This window comes from Christiangramia portivictoriae DSM 23547, assembly GCF_000423045.1.
GTDB lineage: Bacteria > Bacteroidota > Bacteroidia > Flavobacteriales > Flavobacteriaceae > Christiangramia > Christiangramia portivictoriae.
Window position 1 is genome coordinate 389,362 of the sequence record NZ_AUHF01000001.1, and the last position, 25,464, is coordinate 414,825.

At 41.8% G+C, this 25,464-nt stretch carries 22 protein-coding genes; 11 read left to right on the forward strand and 11 right to left on the reverse strand.

Annotated features, from left to right (window positions below; translation table 11 throughout):
* Positions 1–37: 37 nt before the first annotated feature.
* Complete coding sequence (locus tag G529_RS0101880; RefSeq protein WP_035695393.1) at positions 38–526, reverse strand: GNAT family N-acetyltransferase; 489 nt, start codon at positions 524–526, stop codon at positions 38–40.
* Between the two features lie 100 nt (positions 527–626).
* Between G529_RS0101880 and fbp the strand changes: the two genes are divergently transcribed.
* On the forward strand, positions 627–1,673 hold the full coding sequence (fbp, locus tag G529_RS0101885; protein ID WP_026913914.1) for a class 1 fructose-bisphosphatase: 1,047 nt from the start codon (positions 627–629) through the stop codon (positions 1,671–1,673).
* Here fbp and G529_RS0101890 read toward each other — a convergent pair.
* On the reverse strand, positions 1,646–2,077 hold the full coding sequence (locus G529_RS0101890) for a tellurite resistance TerB family protein (protein WP_026913915.1): 432 nt from the start codon (positions 2,075–2,077) through the stop codon (positions 1,646–1,648). The genes fbp and G529_RS0101890 overlap by 28 nt on opposite strands.
* A gap of 150 nt (positions 2,078–2,227) precedes the next feature.
* On the opposite strand from G529_RS0101890, the gene G529_RS0101895 reads away from it, so the two are divergent.
* Genes G529_RS0101895 through G529_RS0101905 form a run of 3 tightly spaced genes read left to right on the forward strand, consistent with a single transcriptional unit; the run spans position 2,228 to position 7,307 of the window.
* Positions 2,228–3,250, forward strand: coding sequence for a ligase-associated DNA damage response exonuclease (locus G529_RS0101895; RefSeq protein WP_026913916.1), 1,023 nt, complete (start codon positions 2,228–2,230; stop codon positions 3,248–3,250).
* Positions 3,247–4,842, forward strand: coding sequence for an ATP-dependent DNA ligase (locus tag G529_RS0101900; protein ID WP_026913917.1), 1,596 nt, complete (start codon positions 3,247–3,249; stop codon positions 4,840–4,842). Before G529_RS0101895 ends, G529_RS0101900 begins: the two co-directional genes overlap by 4 nt.
* Entirely contained in the window at positions 4,839–7,307 is a 2,469-nt protein-coding gene (locus G529_RS0101905; RefSeq protein WP_026913918.1) for a ligase-associated DNA damage response DEXH box helicase, read from the forward strand. Before G529_RS0101900 ends, G529_RS0101905 begins: the two co-directional genes overlap by 4 nt.
* On the opposite strand, the gene G529_RS0101910 is transcribed toward G529_RS0101905, so the two are convergent.
* On the reverse strand, positions 7,304–7,813 hold the full coding sequence (locus G529_RS0101910) for a DUF1440 domain-containing protein (RefSeq protein ID WP_026913919.1): 510 nt from the start codon (positions 7,811–7,813) through the stop codon (positions 7,304–7,306). The two genes, G529_RS0101905 and G529_RS0101910, sit on opposite strands and share 4 nt — an antisense overlap.
* A gap of 103 nt (positions 7,814–7,916) precedes the next feature.
* On the opposite strand from G529_RS0101910, the gene G529_RS0101915 reads away from it, so the two are divergent.
* Positions 7,917–8,696 carry an amidohydrolase gene (locus tag G529_RS0101915; RefSeq protein ID WP_026913920.1) on the forward strand — a complete coding sequence of 260 codons (780 nt, stop codon included), beginning with the start codon at positions 7,917–7,919 and terminating at the stop codon, positions 8,694–8,696.
* On the opposite strand, the gene G529_RS0101920 is transcribed toward G529_RS0101915, so the two are convergent.
* Together G529_RS0101920 and G529_RS0101925 are read right to left on the reverse strand one after the other, a co-directional pair.
* Entirely contained in the window at positions 8,683–10,287 is a 1,605-nt protein-coding gene (locus G529_RS0101920) for an Ig-like domain-containing domain (protein ID WP_026913921.1), read from the reverse strand. The genes G529_RS0101915 and G529_RS0101920 overlap by 14 nt on opposite strands.
* 57 nt (positions 10,288–10,344) lie before the next feature.
* Positions 10,345–11,025: a ComF family protein gene (locus G529_RS0101925; RefSeq protein WP_026913922.1), complete on the reverse strand. Its 681-nt coding sequence runs from the start codon at positions 11,023–11,025 to the stop codon at positions 10,345–10,347.
* Positions 11,026–11,087: 62 nt separating this feature from the next.
* On the opposite strand from G529_RS0101925, the gene G529_RS0101930 reads away from it, so the two are divergent.
* The 6 genes from G529_RS0101930 to G529_RS0101955 all read left to right on the forward strand — a co-directional run bounded on the left by G529_RS0101930 (position 11,088) and on the right by G529_RS0101955 (position 19,553).
* Positions 11,088–11,969, forward strand: coding sequence for a hypothetical protein (locus G529_RS0101930; RefSeq protein ID WP_035695395.1), 882 nt, complete (start codon positions 11,088–11,090; stop codon positions 11,967–11,969).
* Between the two features lie 66 nt (positions 11,970–12,035).
* Positions 12,036–13,580: a glycine--tRNA ligase gene (locus G529_RS0101935; protein ID WP_026913924.1), complete on the forward strand. Its 1,545-nt coding sequence runs from the start codon at positions 12,036–12,038 to the stop codon at positions 13,578–13,580.
* A 121-nt stretch (positions 13,581–13,701) separates the two neighbouring features.
* Positions 13,702–16,698: a GEVED domain-containing protein gene (locus G529_RS0101940; RefSeq protein ID WP_026913925.1), complete on the forward strand. Its 2,997-nt coding sequence runs from the start codon at positions 13,702–13,704 to the stop codon at positions 16,696–16,698.
* 81 nt (positions 16,699–16,779) lie between these two features.
* Complete coding sequence (locus tag G529_RS0101945; protein WP_026913926.1) at positions 16,780–17,544, forward strand: exodeoxyribonuclease III; 765 nt, start codon at positions 16,780–16,782, stop codon at positions 17,542–17,544.
* Between the two features lie 7 nt (positions 17,545–17,551).
* Complete coding sequence (locus tag G529_RS0101950; RefSeq protein WP_026913927.1) at positions 17,552–18,514, forward strand: OmpA/MotB family protein; 963 nt, start codon at positions 17,552–17,554, stop codon at positions 18,512–18,514.
* Positions 18,515–18,518: 4 nt separating this feature from the next.
* Positions 18,519–19,553, forward strand: a complete 1,035-nt coding sequence (locus G529_RS0101955) for an NADP(H)-dependent aldo-keto reductase (protein WP_026913928.1) — start codon at positions 18,519–18,521, stop codon at positions 19,551–19,553.
* On the opposite strand, the gene G529_RS0101960 is transcribed toward G529_RS0101955, so the two are convergent.
* From G529_RS0101960 to panC, 6 genes are read right to left on the reverse strand one after another with little or no spacing between them, the layout of a single operon-like run.
* The gene (locus tag G529_RS0101960) at positions 19,550–20,695 is read right to left on the reverse strand and encodes a peptidoglycan DD-metalloendopeptidase family protein (RefSeq protein WP_245566882.1); all 1,146 of its coding nucleotides are present in this window, start codon (positions 20,693–20,695) and stop codon (positions 19,550–19,552) included. The genes G529_RS0101955 and G529_RS0101960 overlap by 4 nt on opposite strands.
* A gap of 21 nt (positions 20,696–20,716) precedes the next feature.
* Complete coding sequence (gene radA / locus G529_RS0101965) at positions 20,717–22,081, reverse strand: DNA repair protein RadA (RefSeq protein WP_026913930.1); 1,365 nt, start codon at positions 22,079–22,081, stop codon at positions 20,717–20,719.
* Between the two features lie 18 nt (positions 22,082–22,099).
* Positions 22,100–23,245 carry an alpha/beta hydrolase gene (locus G529_RS0101970; RefSeq protein ID WP_026913931.1) on the reverse strand — a complete coding sequence of 382 codons (1,146 nt, stop codon included), beginning with the start codon at positions 23,243–23,245 and terminating at the stop codon, positions 22,100–22,102.
* 35 nt (positions 23,246–23,280) lie between these two features.
* Positions 23,281–24,246, reverse strand: coding sequence for a lysylphosphatidylglycerol synthase transmembrane domain-containing protein (locus G529_RS0101975; protein WP_026913932.1), 966 nt, complete (start codon positions 24,244–24,246; stop codon positions 23,281–23,283).
* Between the two features lie 4 nt (positions 24,247–24,250).
* A complete protein-coding gene (panD, locus tag G529_RS0101980) occupies positions 24,251–24,601 on the reverse strand; it encodes an aspartate 1-decarboxylase (protein ID WP_026913933.1) in 351 nt (116 codons plus the stop codon).
* A gap of 6 nt (positions 24,602–24,607) precedes the next feature.
* Complete coding sequence (gene panC / locus G529_RS0101985; protein WP_026913934.1) at positions 24,608–25,459, reverse strand: pantoate--beta-alanine ligase; 852 nt, start codon at positions 25,457–25,459, stop codon at positions 24,608–24,610.
* Positions 25,460–25,464 lie beyond the last annotated feature (5 nt).

Consider the following 25,464-nt stretch of genomic DNA (forward strand, 5'->3'; position numbering starts at 1 on the left):
AATAGGGATTGTAGACGATAAGTATATTAAAGCCGTATTAAAGCATGTTTTTATTTAGGAGATAGGCATGCATTCCTTCTGCATCCATTTGTACCGTATCCCAGTCCTGCATGACATTGGCGCCAGTTCTGCGATAGAAATCGGCAGCATTTGTATTCCAGTTTAGTACCACCCATTCTATTCTTTTTACTTTTTCTTCGGAAGCAAATTTGATCACGCGGCTGTAAAGAGCAGATCCCAGACCTTTACCTCTATAGCTCTCCCTAACTACCAGGTCTTCAAGATGAACAGTTTTTCCTTTCCAGGTGGAATACCTGAAATAAACAAGTGCCATTCCATGGATCTTGCCTTCAACTTCAGCCACAAAGCAGGTAAACAAAGGCAGCTCACCAAAACCATCCCTTATAAGATCCTCTTCAGTAATTATTACGGCGTCCGGCTCCTTTTCGAAAACAGCGAGTTCCCTGATAAGACCAAGAACGTCCTGCATATCCCGGGCTTCCGCTTTTCTAATGTTAATTTCCATATAAATACTTTTATACAAATTTAAACAATAGTAACATTGCCAGCGAAATCGTTATAGTAAGATCAAATTTTAATACTTTAGCGCCCAGAAACGCAACTTCATGTCTAAGCCAAATCAAACACTCGGAGAATTTATCATTGAAAACCAGTCAGATTTCCCGGGTTCTTCCGGAGAATTATCCAGACTTATCAATTCCATTAGGCTAGCGGCCAAAGTAGTAAACCACGAGGTGAACAAAGCCGGACTGGTGGATATTATTGGCGCTTATGGTGAGACGAATATTCAGGGGGAAGACCAGCAAAAGCTGGATGTTTATGCAAATAATAAGTTCATCCAGACCTTAACCAATCGTGAGATCGTTTGTGGGATCGCTTCCGAAGAAAATGATGATTTTATCCGGATCGAAGGGCATAAACGAGATCATAAGAATAAATATGTCGTATTGATGGATCCACTGGATGGAAGCTCAAATATAGACGTAAACGTTTCTGTAGGAACCATTTTTTCTATTTACCAGAGAGTAACACCCATTGGCACTCCGGTTCAGAAAGAAGATTTTCTTCAGCCCGGCAATATGCAGGTGGCGGCGGGATATATTATTTATGGAACTTCAACCATGTTAGTATACACTACAGGGCATGGCGTAAATGGGTTTACTTTGAATCCTGCACTTGGATCCTGGTATCTTTCGCATCCAGATATGAAATTTCCTGAAGATGGAAGGATCTATTCGATCAACGAAGGCAATTATATTCACTTTCCTCAGGGAGTGAAGGATTATATCAAATACTGCCAGGAGGAGCAGGGAGATCGCCCTTATACTTCCAGGTACATTGGTTCCATGGTATCAGACATTCACCGCAACATGATCAAAGGCGGGATCTTTATGTATCCAAAAAGCTCAAAAAACAATAATGGAAAATTACGACTGCTTTACGAGTGCAATCCATTCGCGTATTTAACAGAGCAGGCGGGTGGTAAGGCCAGTGATGGTTTCCAGAGAATTATGGACATAAAGCCTACCGAACTACATCAGCGCGTACCTTTCTTCTGCGGAAGCAAAAAAATGGTAGAAAAAGCTGAAGAATTCATGCGCAAAGCAGAAACTAAAGATCAGTCTCAGTCATTATCCTTTTCAAGCAAATAACGGTAATCTTCGAAATTTAACTGTCCGCTAAAGATCTGGATAGAACGCTCGATAATACCTTCAGAAGCCTGGCTGGAAAAACCAAGACCAATCGCGTAGCGCTTGATAAGTTCAGTTTCTTCTTCGTCGATCTCATTATCTGCAAAGATGATCTTGAAAAGATCGTGTAGCCGCTCTAATCTTCTTTCCACACTATTGGATCCGGTAAGAGGAAATGCTTTTGGGTTTTCGATCACCTTGGCATATTCTTCTTCGTTAATATCCAGTTTACGGGCAAATCTTTGAAGTAATTTCTCTTCTCTATCGTTAATCTCGCCATCAATGGCTGCAAGATTTACGATCGATGCAAAATGACTTAAGTTTCTTAGATGCTCTCCTGAGCCAAATAAATCTGAAAAGGACATTTGTATTATGATTTAGTCTTACAAATATAAAACTATCCCGCACTTTAATTATGCAAAGCCAGCATTATTCTTGTCTGTGGTTCGCTAATCTTTTCTTAATCCTTTCGGTGTGAATACAGTATTATTTAAATTCAATTTTCTTCAGAATTTATGGAAACACCGCTACTGGCTTTTAACGACAAAGGAATTTACTGCGCTGCCGCAGATGTATACCTGGACCCCTGGAAACCTGTGGATAAGGCGATCATATCTCATGGTCATGCAGATCACAGCAGGTATGGTCACAATAAATATATCACCCATCACAGCAACGTACCCATTATTAGCCACCGGCTTGGAGAAATAAATGTGACCGGTAAAAAATGGAATGAGAGCTTTACGATCAACGGAGTAAAATTTTCGTTGCATCCGGCAGGTCATATTATTGGTTCTTCGCAGATAAGGGTGGAATATAAAGGTGAAGTCTGGGTTTTTACCGGAGATTATAAGACGGAGGATGATGGTGTGGCTGTACCTTACGAGCCCGTGAAATGCCATACTTTCATTACAGAATGTACCTTTGGACTACCCGCTTTTAAATGGACTCCGCAGGCGCAGGTTTTTACTGAAATAAATAACTGGTGGGCACAAAACCAGGCCGACGGGAGGACTTCGGTACTCTTTGGTTATTCCCTCGGAAAAGCCCAGCGATTATTGAAACATCTGGATCCATCTATTGGAAAGATTTATACACACGGAGCCATCGAGAACATGACTGAAGTGTTACGTGCACAAATGGATTTTCATGAGACGACAAGAGTGACCAGGGAAACTACCAAAGCAGACCTGAAAGGAAATATCGTACTAGCCCCGGGAAGTGCCCATGGCAGTACTTGGATAAGGAAAATGGTGCCTTATGTCACCGCATCAGCCAGTGGATGGATGACTTTTCGTGGCGCCAGAAGGAGAAGAGCAATCGATAAAGGTTTTGTACTGAGTGACCACTGCGACTGGCAGGGTTTGCTATCGTCTATCAAGGAAACCGGTTGCGAAAAAGTGATCTGTACCCATGGATATACAGATATATTTTCAAAATATCTTCGCGAACAGGGTTATGACGCACGAACTGAAGAAACTCAGTATGAAAGTGAAACAGGGCAACTGGAAAGCGATAAAGAAAAGGATTCAGAATGAGAGCATTTGCAGATTTGATCAAAACACTGGACAGCACCAATAAAACTACCCTCAAAGTAGAAGCTCTTACCGAGTATTTTAAAAATGCTGAAGATAAGGACAAGGTCTGGACCATTGCGATCCTGAGTCATAGAAGACCACCACGACCTGTAAATACTACACTTATGCGGGAATGGGCTTCAGAATTAGCGAATATCCCGCTCTGGCTGTTTGAAGAATCCTATCATATTGTTGGAGATCTCGCTGAAACCATTGCACTTGTGATTCCGAAGAGTGACAGTTCTACGGAAAAGAGTCTGAATCAATTCTTACAGGAAATTCTCGAATTAAAGAAGAAGCCTGAAGATGTCAAGAAAGAATACCTCTTTGATAATTGGTTGAATCTCAACTATTATGAACGCTTTGTATTTACCAAACTTATAACCGGAAGTTTTCGAATAGGAGTGAGTCAGAAATTAATGACTCGTGCGCTGGCAAAAGCTACAGATATCGATGAAGATATTCTTGCATTTAAATTGATGGGGAACTGGGAACCTTCGAAAATCACCTATAATAAGCTGATTCTGGAAGAAAATGAAGAAGATTTTCTTTCTAAACCTTATCCATTCTATCTTGCTTACGCAATTGAAGATGAACCTGGTGCACTTGGAGATGTTTCAGAATGGAGCGCCGAGCATAAATGGGATGGCATACGTTCGCAGGTAATTATTAGAAATGACCAGTTATTTGTATGGTCGCGTGGAGAGGAACTGGTAACCGATAAATATCCTGAATTTGAAGCGCTGGTTGGCGTTGTTCCCAATGGGACGGTAATCGACGGTGAAATTTTGCCATTTCCAGATGGTGAGATTGGAACTTTTAATGATCTTCAAACCAGGATAGGTCGAAAAAATGTTAGTAAGAAACTACTCGAAAAAACACCGGTTATTCTAAAAGCTTATGATATTCTGGAATGGGAAGGTGAAGATATTCGGAATACCGCCTTTGGAGAAAGACGTGAGATCCTGGAAAAGCTATATCACGAAGTTCGAAGCGAAGAGCTGCCTCTGCATCTTTCTGAAAGTATACGGTTTAAAACCTGGGAAGAAGCCGCTGTGGAGCGCGAAAATTCAAGAGAGGTAAAGTCGGAAGGACTAATGCTGAAAAGACTGGATTCTCCGTACCTCGTAGGGAGAAAAAAAGGAGACTGGTGGAAATGGAAAGTTGATCCTCTAACCATAGATGCTGTTCTTACCTATGCTATGCGAGGTCATGGAAGGCGAAGTAATTTATTTACAGATTACACATTCGGGCTTTGGGATGACGAAAAAAAGGAGCTGGTCACTTTCGCAAAGGCTTACTCTGGTTTAACCGATAAAGAATTTAGAAAGCTGGATGCCTGGATCAAAAGAAATACGCTGGACCGCTTTGGCCCGGTTAGAAGTGTTACTCCGCATTATGTATTCGAAATTGCTTTTGAAGGAATTGCAGAATCCAAAAGACATAAAAGTGGCGTTGCTACCAGATTTCCCAGGATACTTCGCTGGAGATTAGATAAAAAGATCGAGGAAGCCAATACGCTCGAAGATCTAAAAGCGCTCATACCATCATGAAGCCCGCAGAACTCATAGGACTGGCAGACGACTGGTTTGCGGGACAGGACTGGAAACCTTTTAAATTCCAGAAGGATACCTGGACCGCCTATCTTCAGAAGAAAAACGGACTCTTAAATGCGCCTACCGGAAGTGGTAAAACTTACGCATTGTGGGTGCCAATAGTACTGGAGTATATTCGTAAAAACCCAGACTATAAAACGAAGCACAAGAAAGGTTTAAAGGCGATCTGGATCACCCCGCTTAGAGCTTTAAGTGTTGAGATCGAGCAGGCCGCTTCACGCTTTGCGGAAGAAATGGGAACACAGTTCACGGTAGGCATCAGGACCGGTGATACTTCGCAGAAGGATAGAGCCGCCCAGAAACGATCCATGCCAGATCTGCTCATTACAACTCCTGAAAGCCTGCAATTACTGTTGGCTTCAAAGAACTATGATAAAACGTTCAGGGATCTGCAGGCCATCGTAATCGATGAGTGGCACGAACTGCTGGGGACCAAAAGAGGTGTCCAGATAGAATTGGCTCTTTCCCGATTAAAAAGCATCTCTAGTGATTTAAGGATCTGGGGAATTTCAGCAACTATCGGAAATCTGGATCAGGCAAGAGAAGTACTGCTTGGACCCGGTTCTGCAGCATTAGAAAATTCGGTTTTAGTAAGAGCATTTTTAAAAAAGAAAATCGATGTTCGCTCCATTATTCCGAAGAAAATGGAAAAATTCCCCTGGCGTGGACATTTAGGGCTGCATTTACTGGATGATGTAGTGCCCATCATCAAAGAATCCCGAACCACGTTGTTATTTACCAATACACGCTCACAATGCGAGCTCTGGTTTCAGAAATTGTTAAGTAAATATCCGGAATTTGCCGGGGAAGTAGCCATGCACCACGGTAGTATCAACAAAGAAACAAGGCTCTGGGTTGAGCAGGCGATAAGAAATGAAAGTTTGAAGGCGGTGGTTTGCACTTCCAGTCTGGATCTTGGAGTAGACTTTGCCCCAGTGGAAACGATCGTGCAAATTGGCGGCCCCAAAGGTGTAGCGAGATTTTTACAGAGAGCGGGGAGAAGCGGCCACCAGCCGGGAAAAGTAAGTTTGATCTATTTCCTGCCAACTCATGCTATAGAATTGATCGAGGCTGCGGCTTTACAAAAGGCGGTGGTTAAGAAGGCAGTGGAAGATAGGGTGCCTTACCTCATGAGTTTTGATGTTCTGGTACAGTATTTAAACACCCTGGCAGTTTCCAACGGATTTTTTCCCAGGGATATTTTTCCTGAAATAGCCAGTACATTTTGCTTCCAGGGAATTACTGAAGATGAATGGCGTTGGATCCTTAATTTTATTACTAAAGGTAGCCAGAGCCTGCAATCTTACGATGAATATAAAAAAGTGGAAATCGAGGAAGACGGCAGGTTTAAGATCAACAACCGTGGTGTAGCCATGCGGCACCGACTTCAAATTGGAACGATCGTTAGCGATGCGGTATTGAGCGTAAAATATATCAAGGGTGGCTATATAGGAACTATGGAAGAGTTCTTTATTTCCAAATTAAAACCCGGTGATGTTTTCACTTTTGCCGGCAGAAACCTTGAGCTTGTACGTATCAAGAACATGCAGGTGCTGGTTAGGAAATCCAAAAAGAAGACAGCGAAGGTTCCCAGCTGGTCGGGAGGAAGAATGACATTCTCGGCTCAAATGAGCGAATTGTTGCGGGATGAGATGTATGAAGCTTCTGCTTTGGAACAGGACGAGAAAACCAGTCCGGAATTTGAAGCATTAAAACCTATTTTTAAAAGACAGCAAAGAGATTCGATCATTCCAAAGGCCGATGAATTCCTAATAGAAACATTTAAAACCAGGGAAGGTTACCATGCGGTTTTCTATCCATTTGATGGCAGGTTCGTGCACGAAGCTTTAGGGAGTTTGCTGGCATACCGTATTAGTTTACTAGTGCCCATCAGTTTTTCGATCGCCTTCAATGATTACGGGTTCGAATTACTTTCAGACCAGGAGATCGATATGCAGCAGGTACTGGATAATAATCTTTTTTCTGCAGCCTATCTAATGGATGATCTGTATAAAAGTTTGAATGCTACAGAAATGGCACGTAGAAAGTTTCGTGATATCGCTGTGATTGCCGGACTGGTATTTACAGGTTATCCCAATAAACTGATCAAGAGCAAACACCTGCAGTCAAATTCTCAATTATTGTTCAGTGTTTTCAGGGATTATGAGGAAGATAACCTGTTATATCAACAAGCCTTTCGGGAGACATTCGAACATCAACTGGAAGAAGGGAGATTAAGAATCTCCCTTGATAGAATTTCTAAGCAAACGATCGTCTGGAAAAAATGTGCAAAACCAACACCCTTCTCATTTCCTATTATCACAGACAGAATGCGTGAAAAATTATCTTCAGAAAAGCTGGAGGATAGGATCAAAAGAATGTTGAAGCAATTAGAGGTTTAGTTGCTCTCTCTCATTTGTTTATCGATGTAATGTCTAACGAGTTCTGTAGTGACACCGAAAGCGACATGCGCAAAAAGCTCGTTGATCTGCATTCTAATTGGAACATCTGTTGGTTTTGGTTCAAGACCAAGAATAGGTAGCGAAGTTTCGTGAGTGGAAGCCCATGTTGTGGCGCCAAAAATCACCCCATCCATAGGTTTAAGACCAAAACGATTTTTCTTACCATAACCATAAGCTGCACCAAGGGAACCACCCATTGGAATATTCACCAGTTGCTCTGCCAGTGCTTCATTATGTGTACTTACAGGGCTACCCGTAATTTTTATAGAAAGATCATCCACGATTTTCATCTGGGAAGATTGCTGGTCAATTTCTCTAACGGGCAATACCTGCTCGATAAGGGTTTTTACTGCTGTCCCGGCAAGACCACCAATAAAACCTGAAATTACACTTCGACTTGTGTTAGAAACATATGAATCCTTCTGAAAGAAATTTGCTACACTCATGATTTTGATTTTTTTGTGGATTAAAACTATTTATAACGCGGGTGCTGCACAATGATTTAACACCGCTTTGGCACAGCTTTACACGAATTTTATATTTTTGAGTATGGATGAAAAATTAAATGTCGCGATAATTCAGGCTGAACTCGAATGGGAACATATCGATGCAAACCTGGAAATGTTTTCAGAAAAGATCAAAGGGATCAGTGAGAAGGCAGAACTCATTGTGTTGCCCGAAATGTTCACCACTGGTTTTAGTATGAATGCTGAAAACCTGGCTGAAGAAACAGAGGGTAAGACCCTGAATTGGATGATCAAAACGGCTAAGCATAAAAATGCTGCAATCACCGGAAGTGTGATCATCAAAGAAAATGGTGCATATTATAACCGACTCTTTTTTGTGTTTCCTGATGGGAATTACAAGAATTATGACAAAAGACACACCTTTACTCTGGCAAAGGAACATCTTACGTATACTGCCGGAAAAGATCGATTAATCGTGGAATACAAAGGCTGGAAAATTTGTCCGCTGGTTTGTTACGATCTGAGATTCCCGGTTTGGGCCAGAAATACTGAAGATTATGATGTACTTATCTACGTTGCCAACTGGCCGGAAAAGCGTGTGAATGCCTGGGACGCGCTACTGAAGGCGCGCGCGATAGAAAACATGAGTTATTGCATAGGTCTAAACAGGACCGGTGAAGATGGAGACGGGTATGTATATAATGGACATTCAGCCGCTTATGATGTTTTAGGAAATGCGATAACAGGTCTGGATCGAGCTGAAGAATTCGTGGAAGAATTCGAACTTTCCAAACAGGCGCTCATGGAAACCCGTGATAAACTTAAGTTCCTGCAGGATCGTGATGCCTTTAGTCTAGAATAAACGTATAAGGCTGATCCCAGTTAGCACGAACTTCCAGCGTATCTCTTAAATACTGAATTCTTTCCGGCTGAAGCTTCTTCAGGAAATTACCGGTGTCCCACTTTCGATTTGCATTGCTATCGAAAATGACACGCACCAGGATATCACCTGGATTGAGATAATTGAACGTGAAATTTGATCGGTCTTCTGAATATTGCTCCGCCAGGACTTCACCTTTGGTATTAGTTAGTTGTACGATCACCGGAAATTGTTGGATATTCTGAAGATTGATGATCATAGTTCCAAATGCTGAAAGATCTTTTGTAGTAATGTTCTTGTAAATCGTGTCATTGGTTTCTTCGAAGAGATCTGTGATCGCGCCTGGAAATGCGGTAATGTTGTAAGTGTTTGAAGGTTTTTTTTCAAACTTCAATCGTACTTCATTCAGCAATGGATCAAATTCAGCTTGAAATGGAACATCTACAGAGTCCATATCCATGATCCTTATCTGGGTTGCCGCATAATCTGTAATGGGTGTGTTGGCTTTTAATTTAAAGTCTTTGATCAAATCTCCATTTTCGGTAGTGACCATCAGGGAGTCTCTTTCGAGTTTGCCCATTCTGGCGATCAGGGTATCTCTTGTTCCCGGAGAATTCACTTCAAATATAAGGGTATCAAGTTCTGGGCTGGTATTATACCAGTAATACAAAGTATCCTTTACAGGGTCTTTGATTATTCGAGAGCGAAAACCTTCAGGCCTGGCAGAAAGCAAATCGATAGTAATGCTATCTGGATCTGCATAGCCTTCAAATCCAAAGATGAGCTGGTTTCCTTTAAAATGACTGGGTCTCTTAGGCTCAAACTCCAATTGTTCCTTAAAGACTGTGAGTTCAAATGTTTCTTCAGTAGGAATTGTGATATCGCCTTCTACAAAACCAATCTTTTCTTTTTTTGGATTATAAAGGTAATTGTCATTGCTATCCATTAAAGCGATCATTCTGTACGTTCCAGCCTTCAGATTTTCCAGGCTGAAATTGAATGTACTGTCCTGGGAGTAGGTGATATATCTAGGAGTTTTTTTGTAAACTATGGAATCTGTATAGGAAGTGTCAGCTTCATAAAGCATGATAGATATTACTTCGGCAGGTTCCTTCAGCTTAGCGTCTTTAACAGTTCCTGAAATGGCCAGTGAATCTATATAATCTCCTGTTGAAAATACATATTTGAAATACTCATACGGGTTTCCCTCATTATTATCTACGATCGATTTTCCGAAGTTGATCGCATACGTCGTGTTTTCTTCCAGCGTATCGGTAATTTCTATTTTGATATCTTTTCGAGCGGTTCCCAATGGCATGATATTAGGTTTTGGGACCATTGGAGGAGAAATAATGATCTGCTGAGAAGGTTTGTCCAGCTTAATATACTCATCAAAGTAAATTCTTATTTCCTCTTTGTTGAAATTGGTGGTGAAATTTTCAGGATTTGCTCTTAAGAATTTTGGTGGATCTTCATCTACCGGTCCGCCCTCGGGCATCCCTTTCTTTGCACACTGTACTGTGGAGAACAGAAGTATCAAAACTAGAATAAAACCGGGTACTTTTTTCTTCATGAATAAAAAGGAATTCTTTTAGCAAAGAAACAATTATTTTGAATTACAACGTAATGCTTAGTGGGTAATTGCCATGGTAGCGATAGAGATATTAATATTTTCGATTTCCAGTAATTTATGGGCACAGGCTTCGAGTGTCGCTCCTGTGGTCACCAGATCATCTACTAATAGCACTTTCTTTCCTTTTAGTTCTTCTGTTCTATGAATTTCAAGCGTTTGTTCGATTTTGCCCCATCGGGAGATCCTGCCTTTGCTTGTTTGAGTTTGCATCGCATTTACTTTTAAAAGAAGATCAGGTCTGTATTGAGCATCCAGTTTTCCGGCGATCTCTATTCCAAAAGCTTCTACCTGGTTGTACCCTCGTTCCTTTAACCTCGACTTATGCAAAGGAACGGGAAGAACAAGTTCTATTTCCCTGTAAGCAGGGATGCCCGATAGTTCTTCGCCCAGCCAGGCACCAAGAAACTTTCCGATTTCCTGATGCCCTCGGTACTTTAGATCGTGAATAAGTTGCTGTACCCCAGATTTTTTTCTGAAATGCAATAATGCCGTTGCTTTGTCTATCTTTACCCTGCCCTGGAAAATTTTTTGAACCGGATTGTCGTTATATAAATGGTATCTGGTAACCGGAAGATCATGCAGGCAGCTGGTGCAAAGAATCTGCTCGTTTTTTAAAAGCTCCTTCTCGCAGATGTGACAGGAAGGCGGATAAAGGAGATTGAGGAAATCGTGAAACATTTGTTAATGGCTTGTACCAGACTTGGTTAAACATATAAATTTACAAACTAAATTCATTCATAATGACAGAAAATAAGAGCAATACTGCATTAAAAGTTCTTACCGGTGTATTGGCCGTAGCGCTTATAGCCCTTAGTATTTATACGATCAAATTCTACAACGAGGAAAAAGAGAATAAAGAGATCCTTCAGAAGGAAAAAACAGTAATCGAAGATGAATTGAATGAGCTTATCATTAGGTATGATGAGGCGATCGATGAGAATGAGGTGATGGACCAAGACCTGGTGAATGCAAGAGATCGTATTGCCAGATTACTCGACTCAGTAAAAGATAATGAAGCAAACCTGGTGATGATCTCGAGATATAGAAGAGAGATTGGCAATTTAAAAGCGGAGAAAGACAGGTTGTTCCGCGTAGTGGATAGTTTGAGCGCCCAGAATCAGCAACTAAGCACTTCGCTGGATAGTACAAATGTGGCTTTACAGGAAAGAACCAGATTTTCAGATTCTTTGCGAAATACCAACCAGAGTCTTTCCACAAAAGTAGATAAGGCGGCACGATTAAAAATAACCGGTTTAAAAGGTGAAGGTGTGATTGTACGAAATAGCGGTAAACTGGTGGAAAATGATAGAACGGGACGTATTGACCAGATAAGAACATGTTTTACGCTAACTGCCAATGATCTTGCTGAGACAGGAGAGAAAACCATGTACGTTCAGGTTTACAACCCTGAGAATGAACTCGTAGGTGATCAGATTGTAGTTCAACATGAAGGTGGAGCCATGGTGTACAGTGCGTCTTCAAAAGTATTTTATGAAAAGGATGAACTCGATGTTTGTATTCTCTCTAATACAGATGAGGATAAACTACTGGAAGGAACTTACAAAGTATATGTCTATAATGACGCTGTACTTCTGGCAAATGGAAGTTTTAGCCTGAGATAGTTGATTAATATATAAAATACAGACCGCCTTGAAGCTTATTCAGGGCGGTTTTTTTATTTTTGCTCCATGGCAAAACAAGAAGACCTTTTTAAGAACGTGATTTCCCATGCCAAGGAGTATGGGTATATTTTTCAATCCAGTGAGATCTATGACGGGCTGAGTGCTGTATACGATTATGGACAGAATGGAGCAGAGCTGAAGAAAAACATTAAGGAATACTGGTGGAGAAGTATGACACAGTTACACCAGAATATTGTTGGGATAGATGCAGCTATTTTAATGCATCCCACCACCTGGGAGGCTTCCGGCCACGTAGATGCCTTTAATGATCCACTTATTGATAATAAGGATTCTAAAAAAAGATATCGTGCAGATGTTCTGGTAGAGGATTATGCTGAAAAGCTTCTTCAGAAGGCAGAAAAGGAGATCGTAAAAGCTAAGAAAAGGTTTGGTGAAGATTTCGATGAACAAATGTATAAGCAAACCAATCCACGAGTACAAAGATACCTGGGTGATCGCAAAGAGATCCTGGAAAGACTCGCTCGCTCGCTTACCAATGAGGATCTTGCAGATGTCAAAAAATTAATAGAAGAACTTGAAATTGCAGATCCTGATACCGGTTCCAAGAACTGGACTGAAGTTAGACAGTTCAATCTCATGTTTGGAACTAAACTGGGAGCTTCAGCAGATTCTGCAACCAATTTATACTTGAGACCTGAAACTGCCCAGGGTATATTTGTAAACTTTCTAAATGTTCAGAAAACAGGGAGAATGAAAATTCCATTCGGGATCGCTCAAATTGGTAAAGCTTTCAGAAATGAGATCGTTGCCAGGCAGTTTATTTTCCGAATGAGGGAATTTGAACAAATGGAGATGCAGTTTTTCGTAAGACCGGGAGAAGAACTTGAATGGTACGAGAAATGGAAAGAAGTACGATTGAACTGGCATAGATCATTAGGATTGGGAGAGGAAAACTACCGATTCCATGATCATGAAAAATTAGCGCATTACGCCAACGCGGCTGCAGACATAGAATTTGATTTTCCATTTGGATTTAAAGAACTTGAAGGAATTCATTCAAGAACAGATTTTGACCTGAAAGCCCACGAAGAACACTCCGGTAAAAAGCTAAGGTTCTATGATCCTGAACTTAAAGAGAATTATGTGCCTTACGTGATCGAAACTTCGATAGGTCTTGATCGTATGTTCCTTGCCGTGCTTTCTTCTTCATTGAAGGAAGAGCAGCTGGAAGACGGGAATACCCGTACAGTATTGAAGCTGCCAGCAGTACTGGCACCTACAAAAGCAGCAGTATTACCACTGGTGAAAAAGGACGGCCTTCCTGAACTTGCCAATAAGATCATTAATGAACTACAATGGGATTTCAGGGTGCAGTACGATGAAAAGGATGCCATTGGCCGTAGATATAGAAGACAGGATGCTGCCGGAACTCCGCTTTGCATCACAGTAGATCATGATTCACTGGAAGATGATTCGGTAACTGTGAGATTTCGCGATACGATGGAGCAAAAAAGAGTGAAAATCTCTGAACTCGATGCATTAATTAGAAAAGAAACCGACTTCAAAACCTGGATGAAAGATTTCGCATAGGAACTTTCATATTCTGGTATAGTCCCGATATAAAGGCAATTAAGCGATTAATTGCCTTTTTTATATTGATTAAATCTGATAATGTCTATTTTTAGTCATTATTGAAGTTGATGCATTCGCGATGAAAAAATACATACTATTACTTCCTCTTTTATTTCTTTTTCAGCTGAAGATTTTTTCCCAGGAGAAAGAAAGAATGGGCCCCGCATTTATAGATTCTGCCAGCGTAATTAAATCGGGAGCACTTTCAAAGAAACGACTGATTCCTTCCACCAAAGAGCAAAAGCTATATAATCCAAGAAACAGAGGGATCAATAAGATCGTACCAGGAAAAGGATTGCCAAAAAAAGATGATCCCACCGTACAGAAGAAAAAAGGTGAGATTCCTGCAAAAGCGCCATTATTCACTTTTGATGGAGCCGATACAAGATCAACGCCCTCAGATCCTACGGGCGCCGTAGGACGAAATCATTATGTGAATGCCTGGAATTCTGAATTTGCGATCTGGGATAAGCAGGGAAATGTTTTAATACCTGGTTCTTCACTAGCCAGTATTGGAGGAGCTTTTAATGATGAGACAGATGGAGATCCCATCGTATTTTATGATGAATCTGCAGACAGGTTTGTGGTCATGCAGTTTAGCGATGACCTTACGCCGAGAGGTACGAGCAGTTCTCCGGCGGCATTGCTCTTTGCAGTATCTCAGGGTCCGGATCCTGTGAACAGCGGGTGGTACACTTATAGGTTTGATCTGGAATCCTTGCCAGATTATCCAAAAATATCACTCTGGAGCGATGGTTACTATATCACGACTAATAAAGATGCACTGGAACCACAGGGTAAAGAGATCGTTTATGTGCTGGAGCGGGATAAAATGCTGGCTGGTGCGAATGATGTTAGAATTCTGGGTTTCCCTTTGCCGGGAATTCAGAATAATGGCTTCTATAGTCCGGCAGGATTTAGTGTGATGGGATCAGAGCTTCCTCCTGCGGGAGAGGCTCCAATTATTTATTTGCAGGATGATCAATGGGCCGGGGTAAATGAAGATCACCTCAAAATCTGGCTTATGGATGTAGACTGGGAAGACCTTGCTTCCTCAAGCATTAGACTCAGCCAGGAACTTACCGAAGGTGTCTCACCATTTATCGCAACATTTGATGGCGGCAGCTTTAAAAATCTTGCACAGCCCGGAAGCGATACAGATATTGATGCGTTGCAGGGTGCCATGATGTATATGACCCAGTATCGCCGGTTCGAAGACCACAATTCGGTTGTTATGAACTTCGTGGTAGATGTGGATGCGAGTCCTGCCAAGCATGCGGGTATTCGCTGGTATGAACTTAGACAGGCAGGCGATGGCGAAGCCTGGAGTGTATACCAGGAAGGTACGTATGCCCCAGACGCAAGTGACCGTTTTAGTGGAAGTATCGGGATCGATGCCCGGGGAAATATAGCGCTTGGATTCACGATTCTGGATGATAATCCTGTAGACCCAATTTTCCCTTCCATCAGGTATACCGGGCGATACGTGAACGACGCCCCGGGGATCATGAGCATCGAGGAGCAAAGTATTGTGGAGGGATTGAGTCCGCAGCCCAGTCCATTTGGTCGCTATGGAGATTACGCGCATCTAAGTATAGACCCGGTGGATGATCTCACGTTCTGGCATAATGCAGAATATTTCGAAGGCACAAGGCGTCTTAACAAAGTGGGAGTTTTTAGATTTTCAGCAACAGAGCTTAACGATGTAGGCGTCATTAGCCTGGAGAGTCCTGAAGATGCCAGTTTAACAGCTTCCGAAGAAATCAGGGTGAAAATTCGAAATTTTGGGCTCAATCCTCAGTCTAATTTTGAGATCAGTTATACCATTAATGGTGGTCAAACCGTAACCGAGACCTTTACGCAGACTATTCCTGCGGAAAGTGTTGCTGAATTTAATTTTTCTGAACTTGCTGATCTATCTGAAGTAGGCCAGATCTATACTTTGGTGATTTCTACCAACCTGGAGGATGACGCCAATACCGGAAATGATAGCATTGAAGCCGAAGTAAAGAATTTGCCGCCCAACGATATTGGAGTGACTTCTATAGACGCTCCGGAATCTGGGGAGAATCTGAGTGCTTCAGAACAGGTTACCATTACTATAGAGAATTTTGGAGGAGAGCCTCAAAGCAACTTTCCTGTTTCTTACCAGGTTGGAAACAATGCAACTGTTTCTGAAGTTTTCAATGGGACAATCGATGTGGGTGGTCTTGAAGTTTATACGTTTAACCAGACTTCTAATTTCTCAAGTTCCGGAAGGTACACCATTACGGCCCGTACAAGGTTAGCGAACGATTTTGATCCAGCAAATGATTCAGAAAGAACATCAGTGGCAAATCTGGATTGTATTCCGGAAGGATCAGATTGTTCCCAGGGAGATGGTATATTTTACTTTGAGATCAATGATTTCATCAATGAAAGAATTCCATGTACTACAGGATATCTTGATTTTATTGGCGGGACAACAAATCTTGATCGATCGGTCAACAATTATAGCGTGACTGTGCAAACCAATTTTGCTGAGGATGATGTGGAGAAGTTTTCCATGTGGATCGATCTTAATGATAACGCAGTTTTTGAAGATTCTGAAAGATTGATCACTTCGGAAGTGATTCCTGAAGTGAACACGCCCTTTACTTACGATTTCAGTTTACCTGAAGATGCCAGACTTGGGCAGCACTTGCTTAGAATACGAGCAGGCGATACCAGTTTTGATGGAGACCTGAATGATCCATGTTCGGTGATGGCCTATGGAACAACCCATGATTATTCTGTCAATATCACCGATAGTACGTTGGATATCGAAGACTTTATTTTAAATGAAGCCGAGTTGATCGTGGTTTCAGATCCAACGATTGAAGGACTTTACCGGGTGGTGATGGAAACCAGTTTTAATGAACCGCTGCGACTTACGGTGCACGATATTAGCGGGCAGCTACTGCTGGAAAACTTGATTACTAACAACGGGGATGGGTATATCTATGATCTGGATATGTCTTATGCCGCGAGGGGAGTTTACCTGGTGCGTGTTGGTACGCGAAAAGTTGGTAAAGTCAAACGCTTCATTGTAAAATAACCAGCATTTTAAATAAATCATAACGCTATCCGGGACTTTAAAAAGTTCAGATAGCGTTATTTTTGCGCAAATTCGACTCTTATGACTATCATATCCTATAATGTAAACGGCATCAGGGCTGCGATCAGGAAAGGTTTTCTTGACTGGTTACAACAGGCAGATCCAGATGTAGTTCTTATCCAGGAAATAAAAGCTACTCCAGAACAACTTGATCTGGAAATCTTTGAAAAGGCTGGCTATCCATACCAGTACTGGCACCCGGCGACCAAAAAAGGATATAGCGGTGTAGCGATTTTAAGTAAAACCGAACCAGATCACGTAGAGATTGGAACTGGCATCGATTACATGGATCATGAGGGAAGGGTGATTCGGGCAGACTTCGGAGAGCTTTCAGTCATGAGTCTTTATCTGCCATCGGGTACGAATTTGGCGAGGTTGGACTTTAAGTTCAAATTCATGGAAGATTTTCAGTATTACATCGATGAACTTAAACTGTCCAGGCCTAATTTGATCATTGGCGGTGATTACAATATTTGTCACGAAGCCATCGATATTCACGACCCGGTACGATTAAAGAATACCTCAGGATTTCTTCCGGAAGAACGACAATGGATCGACAGGTTGATGCAAAGTGGTTTTATAGACAGTTTTCGCCATTTCAATGATGAGCCAGATCAATATTCCTGGTGGAGCTACAGGGCCAACGCACGAAATAACAACAAGGGATGGAGAATCGATTACAACCTGGTTGCAGCACCGCTGAAGGATCGCCTCAAAAGAGCAGTTATCCTGCCGGAAGCATACCATAGCGACCATTGTCCCGTTCTAGTAGAAATCGAAAAATAATTAAATTATGAAACTAAAAATCCTTACAATATCCACTTTACTGGCATTGGGAACTTCCTGTGTGTCATCAAAAAAATACAATGATCTTGAAGGCAGGAATGCAGATCTTCAACGTGAGAACAGAAGTATGAATGAGGACCTCAATTCCTTCCGAAGTAATTCGGAAAGGCTGGGGAATGATCTTGCCAGCTTACAGAAAGAATACGATGCTGCTACCACAGAGCGAAATGATCTAATGCAAAAATATGCAGCATTGCAGAAGAACTATTCCAGCCTGGAAGAATCTTATGATGCCCTTGAGCAAAACAGTTCAGCAGCGATACTGGAAAATTCACGTCAAAACAGGGAACTATTGGCGCAATTAGACGAAAAGGAAGCCGATTTGCTTACCGAAAAAACCCGTTTGGAAAAGCTGCAGAAAGATCTTAATCTGCGTTCACAGAGAATCGATGAACTGGAGTCTGTGATTGCAGCTAAAGACGCTAAAATGAACGCTCTGAAGAATGCTGTTTCCAACGCTCTTACAAATTTTGAAGGCAAAGGATTAAGTGTAGAGCAAAAAGATGGAAAAGTATATGTTTCCATGGAAAATAAATTGCTTTTTGATTCCGGTAGCTGGGCAGTGAACCAGGAAGGAAGAAAAGCTGTAAAACAGCTGGGAAGCGTACTTGCGCAAAACCCTGATATCGCAGTGTTAATTGAAGGACATACCGATAATGTGCCATATGGTGGAAGCGGGCAGTTAAAAGACAACTGGGATCTTTCTACTAAGAGAGCGACGTCTATAGTCCAGATCTTACGCGAAAATAACCAGATCGATCCTCAAAGTCTTACTGCGGCTGGAAGAGGCGAATTCGCACCAATCGCCAAAAATGATTCTGAAGCTGGAAAAGCTAAAAACCGAAGAATCGAAGTGATCCTAACTCCAAAACTGGACGAAATCACTCGTGTTTTGAATGAAATTGAATAATGAGATGAAGTATAGCAATTTACCCAATACCAATATAAAAGTTAGTAAGATCTGTCTAGGTTCCATGACCTGGGGTGAGCAGAATACAGAGGCTGAAGGTCACGAACAAATAGAATACGCCCTGGATCAAGGTGTGAACTTTATTGATACTGCGGAAATGTATTCGATCCCAACGAAAGCAGAAACTCAGGGAAGTACAGAAAAAGTGATTGGATCCTGGCTGAAAAAAACCGGAAGAAGAGACGATGTAGTGATCGCCAGCAAGATAGCTGGTCCTGGAGATATGGTTTCGCATATTCGGGAAGATCTTGGTTTTCACAAGGAAGCTTTACAGGAAGCTTTGCATAATTCATTAAAGAGATTGCAAACAGATCATATTGATCTCTACCAGCTTCACTGGCCGGAACGTAATACCAATTTCTTCGGAAAACTGGATTATAAGCATGACGAATCTGAAGCCTGGGAAGAAAACTTCCAGGAGATCCTGGAATCTTTGCAGGAATTTGTTCAGCAAGGGAAAATAGGTCATATAGGTTTGAGTAATGAAACTCCATACGGTCTCATGAAATTCCTTCAGGCAGCGGGAGATAAACTGCCTAGAGTAGTGACCGTTCAAAATCCATACAGTCTGTTGAATCGAAAGGATGAGGTTGGATTGACAGAAATACTTCACCGCGAGAATGTAGGCTTATTTCCATATTCGCCGCTTGGAATGGGGACACTTAGTGGGAAGCATTTAAATGGTATTCAAAAGAATTCGCGACTGGACCTGTTTCCGCAGTACAAGAGGTATTCTAATGACCTGTCTGTCGAGGCAACAAGAAAATACAAGGAACTGGCAGATAAACACGATCTAAGCCTGACCCACCTTGCACTGGCATTCGTAAATCAGCAGCCATTTGTGACCAGCAATATTATTGGAGCTACGACCATGGAGCAGCTAAAGGAAAATATTGAAAGTATCAATGTGGTTCTTAGTGATGAAATTTTGAAAGAGATCGACGAGATCCATCATCTAATCCCAAATCCTGCACCCTAAATATTTGGGCTTACCAGACTTTCATGTACATACATAGAACGGTCGAGGCTATCACGAACATGGTACCAGTCGGCCGTTTTTCCCTGCACAAACAACAATTCGCCATTTCTGGCAGTTTTCATGATTTTGGAATTGCTGGAGGCAGCTTTATTGCGCAAATTAGCTTTGGAGGAATTTACTCTTAGTTGTTGCGCGATTTCAGTATTCTTCGGAATAGTTTCTTCCATACTTTCTGTTTTATAAACAAAACCCAGAGGATCGATTGCTCCTGTATTCCTGCGGTAAATTCCGAAGTGCAAATGCGGGGGAGTGGTTCTGGCATTTCCTGTATTGCCAACAAATCCAAGAGTATCACCGGTTTTAACCGAATTGAGATGAGGAACAATACTATCCAGGTGAGCGTAGTACAGGGACTGGGAGCGTTTGGAATCCCGTAGCCAGACCTGTTTACCACCAAGACCCTTTTCTCCGGAATAGCCTATTCTTCCAGAAGTCGTAGCGATCACCGGCGTTCCACGATCAGCAAAAATATCGATGCCTTCATGATCACGTTTACCACCATCCCGAATATCTCCCCAGTAACTCCCAATATCTGCATTGTTCCCGCCGGCAACCGGAAATTCATAAGCAGGTTGAATAGAAAGTTGAACGGTAAATGCCGTATGAGCTTCAATTTCTGGCTGAAAGATCACTTTATAGAGTCCGTTTTCTTCCACTTCGTAGGAAACAGAACCTTCAGATTTAGGTTTTAGAACCTGTTCAAATTTCTTAGTTTGTTTGTTACGACGGTAGATTTCAGTAAAAATAAGGGTAGAGGAGGTGTCGGTTTTAAAATTGGTGTTCAGGATTTCTCCTGGTTTAAGATAAGCCTGGTAAGAGTAAACAGCGAAGCTTTTCGGTTTTAATTTTCCAGCTTCGGTATACGGCATTTCAACTTCGATACTATCATTTAAAGCTTTCTGAATCCTGGTTTCCCATAGGCTGAATAATTCATCTGAAATATCGTGATCACGCTGGTACTTTTCTTTTTCTGAAAGACCAGATATAAGGTCCTCTGCTTTTTCCAGTTGTGAACAGCCAGAAATTAGTATCAGGACAAGAATAAAACTTAGATTACGCAGTTGCTTCATATCAAGCTCCATATACGCAGCAATTATGCCAGTCTATTCAAAAAGATGCTTTACCACATCTTCGATCTTGGAAACTTTAATAACCCTTATATGAGTTTCAGATTTGGGGAATTTATTTTGCCTGGATACCATAATGCTGGCAAATCCAAGTTTTTCGGCCTCCAATATTCGCTGTTCAACCCTGGTCACAGGTCGCACCTCACCGGCAAGGCCGATTTCAGCAGCAAAACAAATATCTTTTGCCAGGGCTATATCCTCATTGGAAGATAGTATTGCGGTTACCACCGCGAGATCTATCGCAGGATCATCCACACTAATTCCACCAGTCACATTCAGGAAAACATCTTTTGCTCCCAGCCTGAAGCCAGCTCGTTTCTCGAGAACCGCCAGTAACATATTCAGTCTTTTAGCATTGTAACCCGTGGTAGAGCGTTGTGGTGTTCCATAAACTGCGGTGCTTACCAGCGCCTGAATTTCGATCATGAGAGGGCGCATTCCTTCGAGTGTGGAAGCTATCGCTGTTCCACTCAAATCCTCATCATTTTTGGAGATAAGTATTTCAGAAGGATTATTAACTTCGCGGAGTCCGCTGCCCTGCATTTCATAAATACCCAGCTCGTGAGTGCTTCCGAAGCGATTTTTATGTGCTCTCAGGATCCTGTACACATGATTTCGATCGCCCTCAAACTGCAATACGGTATCCACCATATGTTCAAGCACTTTTGGGCCAGCAATACTTCCCTCTTTGGTGATATGGCCAATTAGAATGACCGGAGTATTGCTTTCTTTCGCAAACTTTATAAGCTCGGCAGTACATTCCCTAATTTGAGAAATACTACCGGGCGCGCTTTCAATATAGTCACTATGCAAGGTCTGTATGGAGTCGATAATTACGACTTCAGGCTCGATCTCTTCTACCTGTCGGAAGATATTCTGCGTTTTAGTCTCAGTAAGGATAAAACAATTGGCAGGATTCGGGTCGATACGCTCTGCTCGCATCTTAATTTGCTGCTGACTTTCTTCTCCGGAAACGTATAGAACCCTGTATTTTAATTGCAGGCTAATCTGAAGTAGTAGCGTACTTTTACCAATTCCCGGTTCTCCACCCAGTAAGGTTAGTGATCCCGGAACGAGGCCTCCACCAAGTACTCGATTCAGCTCATTATTACCTGTGTTCAGGCGATCATGTGGGGTGGTTTCAATATCAGCGATGAGCAATGGTTTGGCTAGTTTTTTAGCTTCTTTACTCGCGCTCGTTTTCCAGTCCTTTTTTTCAGGTTTGGATACCAGCTCCTCCACTATGGTGTTCCAGTCACCACAACTGTTGCATTTCCCCTGCCATTTTGCGTACTGTGCACCACATTTCTGACAATAGAATGTCGTTTTAACCTTCGCCATTTTCAAAATTATATACTGCTAATAACCGAAATCTTTTTTGATTGCATCTGCCTTTTCAAGCATATAATCTGCATCCAGAAACGCGATACTTTTCTGTCCGTAGGCATTTTGATACATACGCATGGCCTTTTTAGGATTGCCGGTTTCTTCTTCATGCCGCGCTTCGAAAAAGGTTCCCAACATGGTTCCGGGATAATGATCAAAAGCCAGTTTGTAAAGATCCTTGTAGGCTTCCCAGTTCCTGGTCTTTTCAATAGCATTGTAAACTGCCATAAAATCATTGATGCTAATTTGTCTTTTTAGGCCATAAAGTTCTTCAATCGACTGATATTTTTCGGTAAGGTATTGAGTGGGAGAAATGGAAGTCTGTAATAGGATCTCGTTATAATCTTTGGTAGAGATCGGGCGATAGATCTCAAACATGCTGGATATGGCAGAAGGGATAGCCTTACCCACCAGCGAGTAATGAGATTCTCCAGTGAACTCCTCGAATTTATAGGAGACCAGCTTGTTGTTGATGTTTTGAAGCTGATTGTCTAAACTGGCAATTCCAGATTTTAATGCAGGAATATCCTCGTTGGAAGTTGCCATGTAAAACCATTTTTTTGATTCTGAAGTTTCCAGGGCTTCGGTAACCCAGTTCGCAACTTCTGGTGCAAGATCGGGACTCAGGTTGATGTAGCCTTTGAAAATAGGTTCTTTTTTCAGAAGGTAATAATTGATGAAATTTGCAGTAAAATCGTGTCCCACGATCATTCTGAAACTGGTTGTTCTGTATTTTTGATCAAGGTTTGCCAGTAATTCCATTCCAATAAATTCGAAGAATTTGGCACCTTTATCCACAGGGAGAGAATTCTCGCCATACGATGTGTCTTCCATACGAATTCCATCCTGGTTCACACCTACAATGATCATTTCGGGAATATCCTTCCAGTAAGAATAATAATCGACCATCCCAGCTACAGGTTCAAACAAATAGTCGCCATCCAGAACGACTACCACCGGGTATCTTTTTTCTGAATTCTGCTCGTAATTTCTTGGTAGCTGGATCTTGATCTCTCTTCGTTCTCCCAGTTTCTGGGAATTGATGGTCTCATGCAGGATCTGCGACCAGCTTACTAACGGCAGGATAAGTGCCATTAGCATGGTTGATAAACGTTTCATAGGTGTAGTATTGATTCGGACGGGAAAGGTAAGTATTATTTCCTGTTATTAAAAAGGGGCAGGAAGATAAATGAGAGTCCGCCAAACAACACAACCACAGCAGTTTGAGTTGCCCAAGAGATCCATCCAAGAGCCTCTGCGGCATGTGATTCGATTCCAAAAAACATGAGAATTCCGCCAACGGCCAGTGGATACACTCCAATTCCTCCATTGGTTGCTGAAACCGCAAAACTTCCTACAACGAATGCCGCCAGAATAGTTCCCGGAGTGGCATCAGCAGTCTCAGGGACGCTGAGTTTAATGACGAAGAACATGCAGAGATACATTGACCAGATAAATATAGTATGCCCTATAAATGCCCATTTCTGGCGCATGCTTAGAATACTTTTCATCCCTTCCAACAGGCCTTTTGCCAGCTTCTTTATTTTTCTGAATGGTCCCCAATTCGATCTTTTGATAACTGTAAGGCCTAAAATCCCAATTCCAACTAAACCGAGGAATATAAGCAGTGTATTCACGGGTTTGATGTTCTGCTCATGGAGGTATCCCAACAGATCATCTGTTTGTAATATGAGCGCCACTCCTATTATAAGCATCAAAATAAGAAGATCAGCGACTCTTTCAGAAATAATGGTTCCAAAACCTTTTTCGAACGGAACTTTTTCGTAGGTCGTAAGAGTTGCAGCTCGTAATACTTCACCAGACCTTGGAATTCCGAAGTTAGCCAGATAGGCGACCATGACTGCCATAAAGCGATTTGGGAGTCGGGTATGGTAACCCATGGGCTCCAGCATGAATTTCCAGCGATAGGCCCTGGAAAAGTGAGAGAGTGTTCCCAGAACGAAAGAAACAGCTATCCAGAACTTGTTGGCATCAACAATACTCTGCCACAGGCTTTCACGTTCCTGAGCCGTGGAGCTCTGTAGTGAATACCATACCAAAAAAATCCCCAGGAATAAGGGGACACTAATTTTGAGAAACTTCTTGAATTTTTTGTTCAATGATCTATTTCAAAAGATTGGTTTCTTCATCAGGAAATACCAGTGATGGTTTAAAACTTCTGGCTTCTTCCAATTCCATTATTCCGTAAGCGATGATGATCAAAACATCACCTTTGGCCACTTTTCGAGCTGCAGCGCCATTCAAAGTGATCTCTCCTGAATTACGCGGACCAGGAATTACATAAGTTTCCAGACGTTCGCCATTATTATTATTAACAATCTGCACCTTTTCGCCTTCAATAATATTAGCTGCTTCCATCAAATCCTCATCGATAGTGATACTACCAATATAATTTAGATCTGCGCCGGTTACTTTAACTCTGTGAATTTTGGATTTTACTACGTGAATCTGCATCATGAATTAATTGTTCAGAGCAATGTTATCGATAAGACGAATTCCGTCTGCATACACCGCGATGAATGCTCTGTATTGTTTTTCTTTTTCTTTGGTTTCAATTTTTTCAAGACTTTCGGTCTCGGCGATCATAAAATATTCCAGTTCCAGTACTTCCTGATCCTGAAAAGCTGCCTCGACCCAGTCTGTCACTTCTTTAGCACTTTTTGTGCCAAATAGCTCACTGGCAGTTTGCAGGGTCTTATAGATAAAAGCCGCTTCCTGCCTGTTCGCATCGGTTAGACGCTCATTTCGAGAGGACCTTGCAAGTCCGTTTTCTTCCCTTAGAATAGGACAACCAATTATTTCTACTGGTAATTTGGTAAGCGCTGTTAGTTTGCGAATAATTTGCAGTTGCTGAAAATCCTTTTCGCCGAAAAAAGCCTTGTCAGGTTCTGTAGCTTCAAAAAGTTTTTTAACCACGGTTCCAACGCCGTTAAAATGACCATTTCTGAATTTCCCTTCCATGACATTCTCCAATCCACCAAAATCAAACTGTTGTGAAACGATGCTGCCATCATAAAGCTCGTTCGCATTGGGACTGAAAACCCATAAATTTTCGAATTTAGTTTGAAGCAAGGCGATATCGCGATCGAGGTTTCGGGGATATTTCTCCAGATCATCCGGGTCGTCAAACTGTGTTGGATTCACAAAAATAGATACTACAACCTGGTCTGTTTGTTGCTTTGCGAAATCTACCAGGGATAGATGACCTTCATGTAAAGCGCCCATGGTTGGCACCAGTCCGATGCTCTTTTCTTCAGATTTCTTCTTGCGAATAGCCTCAAGTAAACGTCCTTTCTCCCTAAAAACCTGCATTTTAT